The organism is Nocardia sp. NPDC005745, from assembly GCF_040630775.1.
GTDB lineage: Bacteria > Actinomycetota > Actinomycetes > Mycobacteriales > Mycobacteriaceae > Nocardia.
Genome location: NZ_JBEXYF010000011.1, coordinates 127,505 through 144,065 on the forward strand (window position 1 = coordinate 127,505; position 16,561 = coordinate 144,065).

Sequence of the window (16,561 nt, forward strand, 5' to 3'; positions counted from 1 at the left end):
TGCGAGACATCGGCGAGAGAAGACCGCGCCCGGCGCGGTGACATTCAGAAGTGGGGAAGGGAACCGAAGCGGGCGCGCGAATTGATCACCTGGAACGCAGACGACTGGTAGACCATTTCGTTTTCACCTCACTCACGGCCGGACGCGCGAAGCGTCATGGATGGAAGCGCTGCACTCGTGCGAGAACTCGAAGGGCACGGGTGGCAACCGCGCAGCCGGACGGTCATCGGCCGGCGGAAAGGGATCAGCCCAGAAAACACCGGGCACCCTTACGAATGATGCAACGCTCTGGGGAATCCGTCAATCGTTGCAGCTGGACCGCCCGTGTTCGCCCGCTGTCGCCGGTGACGGCCGTCCGTGGAAGCCGCAGCGCATCTTCGGCTACAGTTAGGGTAGCCTCACCATATTCATGCTGGAGAAAGGGTCACGCCGGTGCGTGTCGTCATCCTGTTCGGAACCGAGATGGGCACCGCGGAGTCCGCGGCGGACAGCATCGCCGAGGAACTGCGCGGGGCGCACGACGTCTCGGTGCACGATATGGCGGAGTTCGACATCGAGGATCTGGACGTCCGCGACTTCCACGTCGTCGTGTGCTCGACCTACGGCGATGGCGACCTGCCGACCGGCGCCGAGCCCTTCGCCGACGCGCTCGACCGCCTCGCGCCCGAATTGAGCGGCCTGCGATTCGCCGTCTTCGGGCTCGGTGACACCGTCTACGGCGACACGTTCAACCGCGGCGGCGAGATCATCGCCGAGAAGCTCATCGCCCGCGGCGCCGTCCAGCTCGGCGAACACGCGCGGCACGACGCCTCGACCGAGATCCGCGTCCGGGACATGGCTCGGCGATGGGCCGCCGCGCTCGACATTCCCGCGCTGCTCTCGGCCTGACCGGCGCCGCGCACCGGCCGCGGGTCTCCGAAGTGAGGTCCGGACAAAGCACCCAGCGCCAGCGCGCAAGCGGCACAGCGCCTTAGACTGCTATCAAGCGCGGCACAGCCCGCCGCGCTCGACGATCCATGAGGTGACGAAGATGGCAGCCGGAGCGAGCCCCGCCCAACGTCAGCACAACTCGACAGATCATCCCGAGCTGGACGTGCTCCCGGAATGGCCCCTGGAAACGATCGGCGTGCTGGTGACGACCGATCCCGCGCCGCATGCGATTCCGGTGTCCTGGCCGGTGCGGGCCGGTGACCGGCGAATCCTGCTGAGCCTGAAGTACGATCGCGGCTCGCTGGCCCGGCTGCGCGACCATCCCGAGGTGGCGCTGCTGATCCTCGGCGGGGGCAACGTGGCGATGTGCGCCCGGGGCACCGCGCATGTGGTCGCCGAGCAGATGCCCGGCGCCGACGATTACGTCGCCGTCCGCATCGACGTCGACGTGATCGACGACCACCGCCAATCGGCCTTCGCGGTCGTGCAAGGCATCCAGCGCACGGTGCTCGACGACGAGAGCGAACTGCGCGCGCTGAAGGACCGGGTCAGCACACTGCGGTCCTGGGTCGACCACTAGAACTGAACCAGCCCGACGTTTCCGGGAGCAGAGAGAAGGCGGCACCGGCCGTGCCGCACGGAAGGGGATCATGAGCGTCACTCTGGCCAAAGGCGGCAACGTCTCGCTGTCGAAGCAGGCGGCGAATCTCACCAAAGTGTCGGTGGGACTCGGCTGGGACGTACGCACCACCACCGGCGCCGACTACGACCTCGACGCCAGCGCGCTGGCCTGCGGACCGAACCTGAAAGTGCTGTCCGATCAGCATTTCATCTTCTACAACAACCTGCGTTCGCCCGATGGATCCATCGAGCACACCGGCGACAATCTCACCGGCGCGGGTGAAGGCGACGACGAGGTGATCAACGTCGACCTCACCGCCGCCCCGCCGGAGATCACCAACATCTTCTTCCCGGTGTCCATCCACGACGCCGACGCCCGCGGCCAGTCGTTCGGCCAGATCCGCAACGCCTTCATCCGCGTCGTCGACGCGGGCACGGGCGTCGAACTGGCTCGCTACGACCTCACCGAGGACGCGTCCACCGAGACGGCCATGATCTTCGGCGAGCTGTACCGCCACAACAACGAGTGGAAATTCCGCGCCATCGGCCAGGGCTACGCCTCCGGCCTGGCGGGCATCGCCCGCGACTACGGCGTCAACGTCTGATCGCGTTCTCTTTGCACGCCCGCCGCGCCGGGTCTTCCGCTCGACGGTGCGCATAGCACCGTTCGGGGAGACTCGTGCGCGCGAGCCGATCTGTCGCGTTCTCGCGGGGCGCTGATACGACGAGGTGCCGACGCTGCGCGCCCGCCGGACGTCCGCGACGGACACTCACTCGACGATGCCGATGGCGTGCGGCTCGCCGTCTCTGATATCGCCGGCATTATCGCCGCGACCACATCGACTGATAGCACTTTGCTTTGGCCTGAAATGTCCAATTCGAGGCCCACCGCCGGTCCCGGTACTCCCACGAATGGTAAGCCAGAGATTTGCAGAGTGGCGCCCAACCACTCAAGACTGCCGCACGGGACGACATTGGAACGCGTTACATATTGCACACTACCGGCGGGTAGTACTGCACGCGGACTCATGTAGTCTACTGGTCGGTAGCTTCTTTCACAGTGCTGCCGCGCAGTCCGCAGATGATCGATATGCCATGAGGGACAACAGTTTTGAAGCAGGCGAACGGACCGGTCGTGCGTCCGGCGACGCGGGATGATGTGACCGAAATGGTGCGCGTACTCAGTGCCGCCTTCGCCGAAGACGATCCGATCGAGGACTTCGTCTTCCCGGACGAGCGCGTGCGTCATCGTCGTGCTGCGCGGATGCTGCGGCTGATGATCGAGTACCGATTCCTGCCCGCGGGCGGCGCTGAGGTTGCCATCGTCGACGACAAGGTGGCCGGAGTGCTGCTCTGGTATCCGGCCGGATACCGAAAAGATTTTTGGCGCGAACTCGTCTCGGGTGTTCAGCTGCTGTTCGCGATGGGCACCGCGACGCGACGCGGAGTCGTCGTGGACACCACCATCGAGCGGGCGGCGCCCGCGGAGCCGAATCTGTGCTGTGTGTACCTCGGGTGCGACCCCGGGGTGCAGCGCAGCGGTGTCGGGCGCGCCCTGTTCGGCTCACTCGTGGACAAGTCCGACGCGCAATCGGTTCTGCTGTACGGACTCTGCAAGGACGCCAATGTCGACTACTACCGCGCCTTCGGCCTCGAACCGGTGGCCAAGACGGTGCTGGGCAAAAATGGTCCGGAAATGAACGTGGTGGCTCGTCGGCCGCTGCGCGACGACGACGCGTAGCCGGGACCGGCAGCGCGATTCAAATTCCCATTCTCGTCGGGGAAAATTTTCGAGTTCGATCCAGGGAGTGTTGTGTCCGACATTGCAATCATCGGTATCGGCTGCAGGTACGCCGGAGGTATCGATTCCCCCGAATCCTTCTGGGAATTCATCGTCGGAAAAGGCGACGGTGTCATGGATATCCCGGAGAGCCGTTGGGATTACCGGCGCTTCTACGACCCGGATCGCAGGACACCGGGCCGGATGTACACCAAGCGCGCGGCTTTCATGACCGGTGACCCGTGGGCGTTCGACCCGGACTTCTTCGGCATCTCACCGCGCGAGGCGGCGGCGATGGACCCGCAGCAGCGCCTCCTTCTGGAGGTCACCTGGGAGGCCTTCGACGACGCCGGTATCGCAGGGCGGGTCAACGGCGCGCCGCTGGGCGTGTACGCCGGCGCGTTCACCATGGACCAGCTGGGTGTTTCGGTCGGCGGCCCGGCGCTGCCGTTCGTCGACATGCATACCGCGGCCGGCGCCTCCTACACGATGATCTCGAACCGGATCGCGTACGCGCTCAACCTGGTCGGCCCCGCCATCACCGTGGACACCGCATGCTCGTCATCGCTGGTCGCGGTGCACCTGGCCTGCCAAGCCCTGGACAACGGCGACTGCGAGGTCGCTGTCGCGGGCGGTGTGACCGTGCTGGCAGAGCCCGAGCCGTTCGTCTCCATGTGCAAGGGCGGCTTCCTCGCCGCCGACGGCCGCAGCAAGCCTTTCGACGCCGCCGCCGACGGTTACGGTCGTGGTGAGGGCGCCGGGATGGTGGTGCTGAAGAAGCTGGCCGACGCCGAACGCGATGGTGATCGGGTCTACGCGGTGATCAAGGCGACGGGATCCAACCAGGACGGCCGCACCACGGCGATCACGGTACCCAACGCCGACTCGCAGGAGGCGCTGGCGAAGATGGTGACCCGTCGCGCGGGCATCCGGCCGCACGAGGTCACCTACGTGGAAGCACACGGCACCGGAACCCCTGTCGGAGATCCCCTGGAGCTACGAGCGATCGGCCGTGCGTATGGCGCCGTCGAGGGCCGCAGCACACCGCTGGGCGTCGGCTCGGTCAAGGCCCAGCTCGGCCACACCGAGGCCGCGTCCGGTATCGCGAGCGTCATCAAGTCGGCGCTGGCGGTGTCCAAACGGACCATCGCACCGCAGGGTTGGCTGGAAACGCCGAATCCGGACATCCCCTTCGACGAACTCGGGCTCCGGTTGCAGTTGGAGGCCGAGGAAGTCGGACCGGAGGTCGAGCGGATGACCGTCGCGGTCAACGGATTCGGCTACGGCGGCACGAACGCGCACGCGATCCTGCAGGAATATCGCCCGTCGATCGCGGCGGAACGTCAGCCGAAACACTTCGGGGTGCTGCCGATTTCCGCGCGCAGTGAGCAGGCCGCGCGGGATCTGGCGCGGGGTTTCGCCGAACGCGTTGCCGATGGCGCCGACCCGGGCCGCCTCGCCGAGGCCGCCTGGACCCGCCGCAATCACCATCTGCTTCGCGCCGGGATACCCTTCGGCGACGACACCGAATTGGTCCGCTCGTTGATCGAATTCGCAGGCGGCGCGGGACGGGTGAGCCGGACCGTCGCTCGCAACGTGCCCGAACCGGTATTCGTGTTCACCGGTATGGGTCCGCAATGGTGGGCGATGGGTCGTGAACTGTTGCAGGAGGGTGGCACTTTCGCCGCGGAAGCCGAGCGCATCGATGCGGTGTTCCGAGAGATCGCGGGCTGGTCGATCGTCGAGGAACTGCTGCGGCCCGAGGAAGAGTCGCGCGTGACGACGACCGCTGTGGCGCAGCCCGCGAATTTCCTCGTTCAGGTCTCCCTGTACGCCATGCTGGACGAGCTCGGCATCAAGCCCGCGGCAATCGTCGGTCACAGCGTCGGCGAGGTGTCGGCCGCCTACGTGACCGGCATGCTGTCGCTGCGCGACGCCCTGCTGGTCAGCTATCACCGCGCCCGGCTACAGGCCACGACCGCCGGATCCGGCGGGATGCTCGCGGTCGGCCTGGCGCTCGCCGACGTGCGGGAACTGATCGCCGGCGATGGACGGGTGGATGTCGCGGCCGTCAACAGTCCGTCGGCCGTCACGCTCGCCGGTGACGCCCTCCGCCTGGACGAAATCGCGGAAGCACTCACCGAACAGGGTGTTTTCGCCCGTCGACTACAGGTCGAGGTGCCGTACCACAGCCACCTGATGGACCCCATCCTGGACGAGCTGCGCTCCGTACTGAGCGAACTGGAGCTGCGACCGCCCCGCATCCCGCTGTACTCCACCGTCACCGGTGCGCGCGTCACCGGAGCGGATTGGGATGCCGAGTACTGGTGCAGAAACGTCCGGCAGGCGGTTTGCTTCCACGACGCGATCACCGAACTCGTGCGCGCGGGCAGCCGTGTGTTCCTCGAGGCCGGCCCGCATCCGGTACTCGGCGCCAATATCCGCGAAATCCTCATCGCCGCGGGCGAGACCGGAGCGTCCGTCGCGACGCTCAACCGCAAGCAGTCCGATGCCGACAGCATCAGGCAGACCATCGCGGGACTGTACAACGCCGGAGCACTCGATATCGACGCGCTGTTCGCCGATTCGGCCTCCCCCACACGGCATATCGATCTGCCTGCCTACCCGTGGCAGCGGACCCATCTGCGCAACGACATCCCGGCATACCAGCGCAAGCGGCACGGCACTCCCGACGCGTATCCGATGCTGGGCGATCAGGATCCGGACGACGCCTCGACCTGGCGGGTCGAGCTGGGCATCGAATCGCTGCCGTGGCTGGCCGACCATGTCGTCGGCGGATCGCGGATCCTGCCCGGTTCGGCCTATCTCGATGCCGCGCTCAGCGCCGCGGCGCTGCGGACCGAGTCCGCGTCCGTGGCGGTCGAGGACGTACGTTTCGTCGCACCACTGGTGATCGACGAGGGTGAGACGCCGATCATGGAGTTCGACCTCGAGGAGTCGACCCGGCGCTTCACCATTCGCTCGCGTGGCGTGGCGGGTTCGGTGTGGACGATCAATGCCGTCGGACGGCTCGTGGAGGGCGTGTACGAACCGGCCAAGATCGACGTGCCCGACGACGATTCCATGCTCGAGATCGATCCCGTCGACTTCTACACCGGCCTCGCGGCGCACGGACTCGATTACGGGCCCACATTCCGCCGCGCGACCTCGATTCGGATCTCCGGCTCCACGGTCGTCGGCACCCTGGATGGCACCATCGCCCGCAAGGCGGGGCATCCAGCACACCCGGCGGTCGTCGATGCGGCGTTGCAGAGCGTGGCCGCCCTGCTCGCGGGCGCGGGCAGCAAGCAGGACGGCGCGATGGTCCCGGTCGCGGTCGGTGCGGTGCGATTGTTCGCGTCGCTGCCCGAGGAGGTCACCGTGGTGGCTCGGCTGGACACTACGGACGAGCCGACGGCGGACATCGACCTGCTCGATGCCGACCACAACCTGCGCATGCAGATCGTCGGGATGAGGTTCGGATCGATCGCGCCGCGACCCGGCCCGATGCAGCGGATGATCGACTTCTTCTACGAGGACCGCTGGGAGATGCGCGATCCCATCGACCGCGCGGCACTGCCTGCGACGGACGACCTGTTCACCGTGGTCGTCGCGATGGACCACGCGGCGACGGAGCGCGCCGAGCATATCGTCCGCATCACCGCTCCTGTTGTACCGGGCGAGGTTTCGCCCCTGATCGTCACCGGCGACCCGTACCGTGACGATTTGGAATCCGTGGTGACCGAACGGCTTCGGGCCGCTCGGACGCAGCCGGGCGTCGGCCGCCTGCACCTGGTGGTGGTCGCCGGGTCGAGTTACGACGATATGGACAACCTCTGGACACTGCGGCGGGTTGCTTTGGCCGCGCAACAGTTCCTCGACTCCACCGCGCAGGACTTCCTCGACAGCTGGCTGGTAGAGCAAGGTTCCGACCGGGATGTCCTCGGTGACGACACCTTCTACGCCTCCCTCGTCACCGAGCGCGCCTACACCCACCCGGAGGGCGATGCCGCGCCGAATCCGAGCCATGCCGCACTGGCCGGCGCCCGTCGTGCGCTGCTCAATGAGCAGACCCGGCTGCGGTGGCGACTGATCGACGTCGAAGCCGACGTCGCCGATGCGGATCTGCGCGCGGAACTGACCATTCCGGGAGCCTTCGTTTTCGACCGTGCCGACGAGGTGTTCCTGCGCAACGGGTTGCGCTGGACCACCGTGGTGAGCCGGACGTTGCAGGATCGCCTGGACGCCCTGGACGAGGCCGAGCCGCTGACCGATCCGGAAGCCGATTTCCGGTTGGAAATCCCCAGGACCAAGACTTTCTCGCGGTTGGGCTGGCGGCGTAGCGAGCGGCGGGAGCCCGGTCCGGGTGAGGTCGAGGTGCGCATGGCGGCCATCGGCCTCAACTACAAGGACTCGCTGCGGGTCATCGGACTGCTCGGTGATCGCGAACTCGGCGACACCTTCTTCGGCACCGCGCCGGGTATGGAGGGTGACGGGACCATCGTCCGCGTCGGACCGGGTGTCACCGGATTCGAGATCGGTGACCAGGTCAGCTTGGCGTGCAAGGGGATGATCGGCCGCTTCAACACCCTGAGCACGGACCTGGTCTGGCGTGTCGGCGACGGCTTCGAACCCGGCCGATGCAGCAGTTCGACCTCGTTCGTCGCCGCCGAGTACGCGCTGCTGGAGCTGGCCCGGCTACAGCCGGGTGAGACGGTGCTCGTGCACGGCGCGGCCGGCGGTGTCGGTTCGGCGGCAGTGCAGATCGCGAAACTCCACGGCGCAACGGTGATCGGCACCGCCGGCACCGCCGAGCGTCGTGCCTACGTGCTGGAACAAGGTGCGGACCACGCGCTGCACTCTCGGTCGCTGAACTTCGTCGACGACGTCCTCGAACTCACCGGCGGTCGCGGCGCGGATGTGGTGATCAGCTCCGCCCCCGGCGAGATCGTGGTGCAGAACTTCGCCGCGGTCGCGGAATTCGGGCGCATCATCGAGGTCGGCAAGGCGGACATCTACTTCGGCGGCGTCCTCGAGCTGCGGCACTTCGACAAGAACGTGACGTACTCCTCGTTCGACCTGGACCGGATGATGAAGCTGCGGCAGCACAAGGTCTTCGATTTCGTCAAAGCGGTCAACGGCAGACTCAACGACGGAACCTATCGGCCGCTGCCCTTCGACACGTTCGGCACTGCCGAGGTAGCCCAGGCGTTCGAGGAAGTGGCGCGATCCACGCGGATCGGCCGCGTCGTGTTGCGCATGGACGAACAGGCGCCACAGGTGCGCCCGCGGATTCCCGATGTCGTCTTCCACTCCGACGCGCAGTATCTGATCACCGGAGGTTTCGGTGGGTTCGGGCTGGCGATCGGCCGCTGGCTGGTCGGCAAGGGCGTTCGGCGCCTGACCCTGCTCGGACGCGGTGGCGCGACCACCGAGGAGGCCAGGAAACAACTGGCCGTCTGGGAGCAGCAGGGTGTCGAAGTGACCACAGAGCTGGTCGATGTGACCGATCCGGAGGCCGTGGGTGCGGTGATAGCACGGGCGCACCGGCCCGATCATCCGCTCAAGGGCATCTTCCACACGGCCGGTGCGGTGGACGACAAGCGGATCCACGCGATGGATCGCGACAGCCTGGCCAAGGTTTTCCTGCCCAAGCTCGACGGGGCGCGAGCCCTGTACACCGGAGTCACGGCGGCCGGTGCACAGCTCGACCAGTTCGTCCTGTTCTCTTCGGGTAGTGCCATCTTCGGCGGGATCGGCCACTACTCCTACACCGCGGCCAATATCGCGGTGAACGCGTATGCGCAAGTCCTCGCCCGTGAAGGAGTCAACGCGCTGGCGGTGGGCTGGGGCCATATGGCCGGAGCCGGTATGGCGGCGGCCGACGAGAATCTCGCGCGCTACCTGGTCAACACGGGATTCGACACGATCGAAATGGATGAGGGACCGGAATATCTGGAGGAGGCATTGCGACTCGGCGTCACGAGGGTCGACATCTTCCCGATCAACTGGACCCGGGTCGCCGCCACCGGCCCGCAGCTGGCCCTGACCGGCCGGATCGAGTCCATGATCGCGGCGGCGGCGCAGAACGATTCCGCCGCCAGCCGCCTTCGTACCGAGCTCGCCGCCCTCGACGAGGCCAAACGCAACGAGGTGGTCGCGCACATGCTGGCCGAGCAGCTGGCGTCGGTGATGGGAGTGTCCGCTGAATCGATCGACCTCACCCTGCCCTTGCCGGAACTGGGCCTGGACTCGCTCATGGCGGTGGAATTCGGTTCGCTCGTCACGCAATCCTTGGGTGTCGAACTGATCTCCCTGAAGCTCGGACGCTCGTTCAGTCTGGAGCAAGCCGGCGCCAAGGCCGCGGAGGCGATCGTCGAAGGCGTCGGCTCACATGGGGCACCGATCGGCGCGGCGACGGTGCAGGCATGACCGAGTCGGCGCGTGACTTGGCGCGAAAACTACTGGCGGATAACAGTTCCGGGAGCACCGCGGCGACGGCGCCGCCGGTGCGACCGGTGACGCGGTCGCGGCAACGCCGCGGCCAGGGCCGCCAGTTCGCCGATCATCCGGACGTGGCGGCGGCCGTGCAGAAGCGAGCGGTGATCGCGTCACTGTATGAGCAGACCCAGCTGGTGAACCCGTTGTTCCTGCCCCGGACAGGACCCAACGACACGGTTATCCACGTCACGGAGCCGCGGCTGGCGGGCATGGATCTGGTGAACTTCAGCGCCTACAACTACCTCGGCCTGGCCAACCATCCGCGGGTGGTCGACGGCGCTAAGAAGGCCCTGGATCAGTTCGGGGCCTCGGCGTCGGCCAGCCGCATCGTCGCCGGTGAGATCCCGCTCTACGAAGAGTTGGAACGCCGCCTCGCCGACATCTACGGTGTCGGCGACGCCATGGTGACCACCAGCGGTTACCTCACCAATGCCGGTGTGATCGGCTTTCTGCTCGGCGAGGGTGATGTAGCGGTCTGCGACTCGCTCATCCACGGCAGCGTCATCTCCGGCGTTCAGTGGTCCGGTGCGCGACGCATCAATTTCCGGCACAACGACCCCGAGTCGCTGCGGTCCGTGCTGCGTACCTCGCGCAGCGGCTTCGATCGTGCGCTGGTGGTGCTCGAGGGCCACTACAGCATGGACGGCACCGTCGGCCGCATCGAGGAATTGGCCGCCACCGCGCGGGAGTACGACTGTGCGGTGATGGTCGACGAGGCCCACTCCTTCGGAGTCTTCGGCACCAAGGGACACGGCATTCGCGAGCACTACGGTCTGCCTGGTGACGCCGTGGACATCTGGATGGCGACGTTATCCAAAGCGTTGGGTAGCACCGGAGGATTCGTCGCGGCCGACGCGGATCTCATCGGCGCGATGAAGTCGTCCGCGCCGGGCGTGGCCATGCTCACCGGCGCACCCGCGCCCGCGGCGATCGGCGCCGCACTCGCGGCACTCGACGTGCTCGAGCAGGAGCCGGAACGCTTGACCCGCCTGTGGGCGAATGCCGCCCTGTTCCACGGTGCGCTCTCCGAACGCGGCGTGAATCTGGGTGTCTCCCATGGCACGCCGATCGTGCCCGTCATCGTTCCCGGCGAGATCCGCGCCGGGTACGTCTCCTCCACCTTGCTGGAGAACGGCGTCTACTCGGGCCTGATCTCCTCGCCCGCGGTCCCGGCCGGACAGGAACGCCTCCGCTTCTTCATCACCTCCGAGCACACCGCAGAGCAGCTGACCAGAACGGTGGATCTGCTCACCGAAACAATCGCCCGAGCCGAGCAGATCCCCGACAGCACGGTCGACAGATGATCCGCATCGGCCACGCTGTCGGCAGCCTGTCGACCGCGCGCATCGGCGAACCCGAGGTTTACGAATCCGGATTCGCTTCGACCGGAATTCGCGCCGATCGCGGACGGTGACCGGAAGGCGCCGACCGCGATCTTCTCGGCCGGCGCCTTCCGCCGCGCGGATGGTTGCGCAAAGGCGGGTGTCCTCGCGCAGGCGTTCCGCGCGGCAGGTCGGTTCGGCCAGATGTCCATGCGCACGTTCGTCATCCGCAGCAAACTGGGTCGTCGCAGGGTTTTCCTGCTTCACTGCCGTACGCCGTGAAGTCCCGGATAGGCACTAAGATCTGTTCGGCGGTGCTGGGCTCGAGCGGCGGTAAGGATCGGGCGCTCGGCCGGCCCCAGGTGGCCGGGGTGTCATCCATGTCGAAACGTGCTGCGCCGTCGATGAACAGTGTCCACAGCGGGTGGTCGGGGAAACTATTCATCCGCAGTACCCACCACTGGCCGCCGACGTGAGCGGCGACGGGAAATCTGCCGTTCGCTGTCGAGTGCCATTGCGGTTGCGCGTTCAGTTCGGGGTACGACATTCTCTCAGTGTCCGTGATCCGGAAGTTCGCGAGGATTCTTCACCGACCGCCTCCGAGCACCATGGCTTCCCTACTCGTCTTCCTCCGGCCAGAAAGCGCGCCAATCCTCGGCGGTCAGCGGCAAACGTTCACCGCGCTCTTTTTCCGCCGCGTCCTCCGTCGCACGGATAGCGGCGGCGAACGTCAGCGTCGCTTTGCGGAGACGTTCCTCGGCGCTTTCCGGACCACCGAGACGCACCACCCGCAGCGCTTCGGGAACGAGATCGGGCGGGAGACCGGCCCTGGTGCTGCGGGAGATGACCTTCTCGGCGAGTGCCAGGGCGGGCTGGGCCATGGCGATGCCGTCCAGGCAGGAGCGGCGGGACTTCTCGGCGGATTTGCGCTCCTCCCAGGCGCGTTCCTGCGCGGCGATCTTCTCCGCTACCGAGGCGGACGGATCGATCGGGGCGTCGACGAGGTGCGGGCTGCGGTTGACCAGCTTGGCGACCAGGGCTGCGGCGACGTCGTCGACCGTGAATTCCCCCGCTGCCTCGGCGATCCGGGAATGGAACAGCACTTGCAACAGCAGGTCTCCGAGTTCTTCCTTGATCGTCTCTGCATCGCTGTGCTGGATGGCGTCGAGCAGCTCGTAGGTCTCCTCGAGCAGATAGGGACGCAGGGAATCGTGGGTCTGGGTGACCTCCCACCCACCGAAATGCCAGAGGCGGTCCATCACCTCGACGGCACCGGCCAGCCCCGCCGCGACCACCGCTGTGTCCGTGGGCGGCAGCGAGTCGCCGTTCGGCGCGCTACCGGACGGCACGCCCGCGGCGGCACGATGCCGGGCGGCTCGAAGGACGGACTCGTCGCGACCCGTAGAACTCATCGCGGCGCCATCTCGGCGGCGACGGTGAGATCGACCGCCCCTTGCGCCTTCCCGTCCAACGCCAGCAGCAGATCGGCGACGAATTGCAGCAGCACAACATCTCGGACGCGCTCGGCCCCGACACTGTCCTCGACACGCGGCAACGGAAGCTGCACCACTCCGGACGCGGCGCGGTATCCCGCGCTCGGGTAGAGCCGCTTGAGCCGCATCTGCTTGGAATCGGGCAGATGCAGGGGCGAGATCTTCAACGTCGTCCCGGTGACCGCGATCTCGGTGACCTCGTACTCGCGGGCGAGCAGCCGCAACTTGGCCACCGACACCAGGCGCCCGACCTCCACCGGCAGCGGGCCGTAACGGTCGACGAGTTCGTCCACGACCAGTGCGAGCGCCGCATCCTCTTGCGCGGCGGCCAGTTTGCGATACGCCTCCAGGCGCAGCCGGTCGCTGGCGATGTAGTCGGGCGGGATGTGCGCGTCCACGGGCAGGTCGATGCGCACCTCCTTGACCTCCTCGGTGGTGATCGGCTTGCCGTCGGCGGCGGCGCGGTACGCCTCGACGGCCTCGCCGACCAGCCGCACGTAGAGATCGAAGCCGACGCCCGCGACGTGACCGGACTGCTCGGCGCCGAGCACGTTGCCCGCGCCGCGGATCTCGAGGTCCTTCATCGCGACCGCCATGCCCGCGCCGAGGTCGGAGTTCTGCGAGATGGTGGCCAACCGGTCGTAGGCCGTCTCGGTGAGCGGCTTCTCCGGCGGGTACAGGAAGTAGGCGTAGCCGCGTTCCCGGCTGCGCCCGACCCGGCCGCGCAGCTGGTGCAACTGCGAAAGGCCCAGCGCATCGGCGCGTTCCACGATCAGTGTGTTGGCGTTGGAGATGTCCAGGCCGGTCTCGATGATCGTGGTGCACACCAGCACGTCGTATTCGCGCTGCCAGAAACCCTCCACGGTGGACTCCAGCGCGTCCTCGTTCATCTGGCCGTGCGCGACCACCACCCGCGCCTCCGGCACGAGATCACGAATCCGCTTGGCGGCCTTGTCGATCGACGACACCCGGTTGTGCACGTAGAAGACCTGCCCGTCGCGCAGCAGTTCGCGGCGGATCGCGGCGGTTACCTGCTTGTCGTTGTATCCGCCCACATAGGTGAGCACCGGGTGGCGTTCCTCCGGCGGGGTGAGGATGGTCGACATCTCGCGGATCCCCGCCAGGCTCATCTCCAGGGTGCGCGGGATCGGGGTCGCCGACATGGTAAGCACGTCGACGTGCGTGCGCAGCGCCTTGATGTGCTCCTTGTGCTCGACACCGAACCGCTGCTCCTCGTCGACCACGACGAGGCCGAGGTCCTTCCAGCGCACGCCGGTCTGTAGCAGCCGGTGGGTGCCCACCACGATGTCGACGCTGCCGTCGGCCATTCCCTCCAGCACGGCGCGGGCCTCGGCCGGATCGGTGAAGCGGGACAGGCCCTTCACTGTGATCGGGAAACCCGCGACACGCTCGGCGAACGTCTGTAGATGCTGTTGGGCGAGCAGCGTGGTCGGCACCAGCACGACGACTTGTTTGCCGTCCTGCACCGCCTTGAACGCCGCGCGCACCGCGATCTCGGTCTTGCCGTAGCCGACGTCGCCGCAGACCACGCGGTCCATCGGGACCGGCTTCTCCATATCCGCCTTCACCTCGGCGATGGCGGTCATCTGGTCGACGGTCTCGGTGAACGCGAACGCGTCCTCCATCTCCTTCTGCCACGGCGTGTCGGCCCCGAAGGCGTGGCCCGGCGCGGCCTGGCGGGCCGCGTACAGCTGCACGAGTTCGCCCGCGATTTCGCGAACGGCCTTGCGCGCCTTGCGTTTCGTGTTGGCCCAGTCCGAGCCGCCGAGCTTGGACAGGCTGGGCATCTCGCCGCCGACGTAGCGGGAGAGCTGGTCGAGCGACTCCATCGGCACGAACAGCCGGTCGCCGGGCTGGCCCCGCTTGCCCGGCGCGTACTCGATCACCAGGTACTCGCGGCGGGCGCCGCCGACGGTGCGTTCGATCATCTCGACGAACTTGCCGATGCCGTGCTGGTCGTGCACCACCATGTCACCGGCGCTCAACGCGAGCGGGTCGACCTGGTTGCGCCGCTTCGCGGGCATCCGCTTGCCCTCGGTCGGCGCGGTGACCCGGTTGCCGGTCAGGTCGGACTCGGCGACCACCACCAAACGGGCGTCTTCGAACACCAGGCCGTCGTGCAGCGAGCCGCACAGCACGCCCACCACACCCTCGTTCGGCTCGGCGCCGGTCGCCAGCGCCGCGGCGGGCACGTCGGCATCCGCCAGCCGTTCCATGATGCGCTGCGCGGTGCCGTGACCTGCGACGACCACCACGGCCCTGCCGCCGGTGGTCACGTGGGCGCGCAACGAGGCGAACATTGTCGCCACCAGTTCGTCGGACCCGCGCGCGGTGGGGCCGGGCAGCACCCGCAGGACGACCTCGGACGAATCGCCGGAGGCGAGCGGGCTCAGCGTCCACCAGGGCAGACCCTGCCGGTCGGCGCTGGCGTGGACGTCGGACAGCGGCTGGTAGGCCGACGCGGCAAGGTCGAGCCCATGGCCGCCGAGCGGCGCGGCGCCACCGAACGAGGCAGCCGTCCAGGACGCCTCCAGGAATTCCTCACCGGTGCGCACCAGGTCGGCGGCGCGGGTGCGGATCTTCTCCGGATCGCACAGCAGCACGTGGGTGCCTTCCGGCAGCACCTCGGTGAGCAACCGCAGCTGCCCCGGTCGCAACACCGGCAGCAGCGCTTCCATGCCCTCTACCGGGATGCCCTGGGCCAGTTTCTCCAGCATCTCCACCAGCGCCGCGTCGGCGGAGTTGGCGGCGGCCACCTCGGCGGCCCGCTCGCGCACCTCGGCGGTGAGCAGCAGCTCCCTGCACGGCGGCGCGACCACGACGTCCACCGCGACGTCCGGCAGCGAGCGCTGGTCGGCGACGGCGAACGGCCGCAGTTCGGTGATCTCGTCGCCCCAGAACTCGACACGCACCGGATGGTCGGCGGTGGGCGGGAAGACATCGAGGATGCCGCCGCGCACCGCGAACTCGCCGCGCTTGCCCACCATGTCGACCCGGGTGTAAGCGAATTCCACCAGCCGCACGAGCAATTCGTCGAAGTCCAGCTCGACGCCCACGCGCAGCACGATCGGCTCGATGTCGCCGAGACCGCCCGCCATCGGCTGCATCAGCGATCGCACCGTGGTCACCACCACGCGCAGTGGCGCGGGGAAATGCGGGTCGTCGGGGTGTGCGATCCGGCGCAGCACCTCCAGCCTGCGCCCCACCGTGTCCGCGCCCGGCGAGAGCCGCTCGTGCGGCAACGTCTCCCAGGACGGGAACTGCGCGACCGCGGGACCGAGCATCTCCGCCAGCTCGACGGTCAGGTCGTCGGCCTCCCGCCCCGTGGCCGTGACCACCACCAGCGGCCGCTCGGCGGCCACCCGCGCCGCGACGAACGGCCGCACCGCCGACGGCGCGACCAGCTCGACCGACGTGGTGCCGATCAGCTCCGCGACGGTCCGTAGCGAGGTATCGGCACCGGCCGCAGCGGCCAGTCCCGCCAACGGTGGGCGGTGGGTGGACATCGACAACTCCTGAGCGCAGGCGACACGGTTCGAGCGGCCAACCGAGTCTAGTTAAGCGGGTGTCCCGTAATTGCAGCGCCTGCGGGGACGCGCGCTCACGGCTACCGCCGGCGTGCGCCGGAGCGACCACGTTCGGGCGACTCCGCCGCGAACACGCGATCACCTGGTTGCACTCCGGCGGACCGGTCGGAGCACCGGCGATCGCATCGTGTCGCGGAGGTCCCGAGAGTCAGCCCCGGCTTCGACGATAAGCGGACATGCGCGACTCCAGGAGGACGAGCGAAGCGAACCCGGACCGGACTCGTGCCGGCACCGCCCCGTCCGCCGCGACCAGCACCGAGGCGCACACCGGTCAGCCGCTCCCGGGCAATCCCGAGTTCGAACGCC

The 16,561-nt window shown here is 67.7% G+C and carries 9 protein-coding genes; 6 read left to right on the forward strand and 3 right to left on the reverse strand.

All coding sequences use genetic code 11. From position 1 onward, the window contains the following. The first annotated feature begins 432 nt into the window (after positions 1-432). The 6 genes from ABZ420_RS14490 (at position 433) to ABZ420_RS14515 (ending at position 11,136) form a co-directional block, all read left to right on the forward strand. Positions 433-888: a flavodoxin domain-containing protein gene (locus tag ABZ420_RS14490; protein ID WP_357121923.1), complete on the forward strand. Its 456-nt coding sequence runs from the start codon at positions 433-435 to the stop codon at positions 886-888. A gap of 142 nt (positions 889-1,030) precedes the next feature. Continuing rightward, complete coding sequence (locus tag ABZ420_RS14495) at positions 1,031-1,510, forward strand: hypothetical protein (protein WP_357122131.1); 480 nt, start codon at positions 1,031-1,033, stop codon at positions 1,508-1,510. A 70-nt stretch (positions 1,511-1,580) separates the two neighbouring features. Continuing rightward, positions 1,581-2,156, forward strand: coding sequence for a TerD family protein (locus ABZ420_RS14500; RefSeq protein ID WP_040869776.1), 576 nt, complete (start codon positions 1,581-1,583; stop codon positions 2,154-2,156). Positions 2,157-2,719: 563 nt separating this feature from the next. Beyond that, on the forward strand, positions 2,720-3,292 hold the full coding sequence (locus ABZ420_RS14505) for a GNAT family N-acetyltransferase (RefSeq protein ID WP_357121926.1): 573 nt from the start codon (positions 2,720-2,722) through the stop codon (positions 3,290-3,292). 72 nt (positions 3,293-3,364) lie between these two features. After that, positions 3,365-9,763, forward strand: coding sequence for an SDR family NAD(P)-dependent oxidoreductase (locus ABZ420_RS14510; RefSeq protein WP_357121929.1), 6,399 nt, complete (start codon positions 3,365-3,367; stop codon positions 9,761-9,763). Beyond that, positions 9,760-11,136, forward strand: a complete 1,377-nt coding sequence (locus tag ABZ420_RS14515; RefSeq protein ID WP_357121932.1) for an aminotransferase class I/II-fold pyridoxal phosphate-dependent enzyme — start codon at positions 9,760-9,762, stop codon at positions 11,134-11,136. Before ABZ420_RS14510 ends, ABZ420_RS14515 begins: the two co-directional genes overlap by 4 nt. A gap of 241 nt (positions 11,137-11,377) precedes the next feature. On the opposite strand, the gene ABZ420_RS14520 is transcribed toward ABZ420_RS14515, so the two are convergent. From ABZ420_RS14520 to mfd, 3 genes are all read right to left on the reverse strand, one after another. Beyond that, entirely contained in the window at positions 11,378-11,701 is a 324-nt protein-coding gene (locus ABZ420_RS14520) for a hypothetical protein (RefSeq protein ID WP_357121935.1), read from the reverse strand. A 70-nt stretch (positions 11,702-11,771) separates the two neighbouring features. Further along, the gene (locus ABZ420_RS14525) at positions 11,772-12,413 is read right to left on the reverse strand and encodes a MazG family protein (protein WP_357122134.1); all 642 of its coding nucleotides are present in this window, start codon (positions 12,411-12,413) and stop codon (positions 11,772-11,774) included. Positions 12,414-12,562: 149 nt separating this feature from the next. After that, complete coding sequence (mfd, locus tag ABZ420_RS14530) at positions 12,563-16,174, reverse strand: transcription-repair coupling factor (protein WP_357121938.1); 3,612 nt, start codon at positions 16,172-16,174, stop codon at positions 12,563-12,565. Positions 16,175-16,561 lie beyond the last annotated feature (387 nt).

What these genes read in the sequence shown, in the direction of transcription:
- ABZ420_RS14495 (WP_357122131.1), top strand. Translation starts at nt 1,031, where the DNA reads ATGGCAGCCGGAGCGAGCCCCGCCCAACGTCAGCACAACTCGACAGAT.
- ABZ420_RS14500 (WP_040869776.1), top strand. Translation starts at nt 1,581, where the DNA reads ATGAGCGTCACTCTGGCCAAAGGCGGCAACGTCTCGCTGTCGAAGCAG.
- ABZ420_RS14505 (WP_357121926.1), top strand. Translation starts at nt 2,720, where the DNA reads ATGGTGCGCGTACTCAGTGCCGCCTTCGCCGAAGACGATCCGATCGAG.
- ABZ420_RS14515 (WP_357121932.1), top strand. Translation starts at nt 9,760, where the DNA reads ATGACCGAGTCGGCGCGTGACTTGGCGCGAAAACTACTGGCGGATAAC.
- ABZ420_RS14520 (WP_357121935.1), bottom strand. Translation starts at nt 11,701, where the DNA reads ATGTCGTACCCCGAACTGAACGCGCAACCGCAATGGCACTCGACAGCG.
- ABZ420_RS14525 (WP_357122134.1), bottom strand. Translation starts at nt 12,413, where the DNA reads ATGGACCGCCTCTGGCATTTCGGTGGGTGGGAGGTCACCCAGACCCAC.
- mfd (WP_357121938.1), bottom strand. Translation starts at nt 16,174, where the DNA reads ATGTCCACCCACCGCCCACCGTTGGCGGGACTGGCCGCTGCGGCCGGT.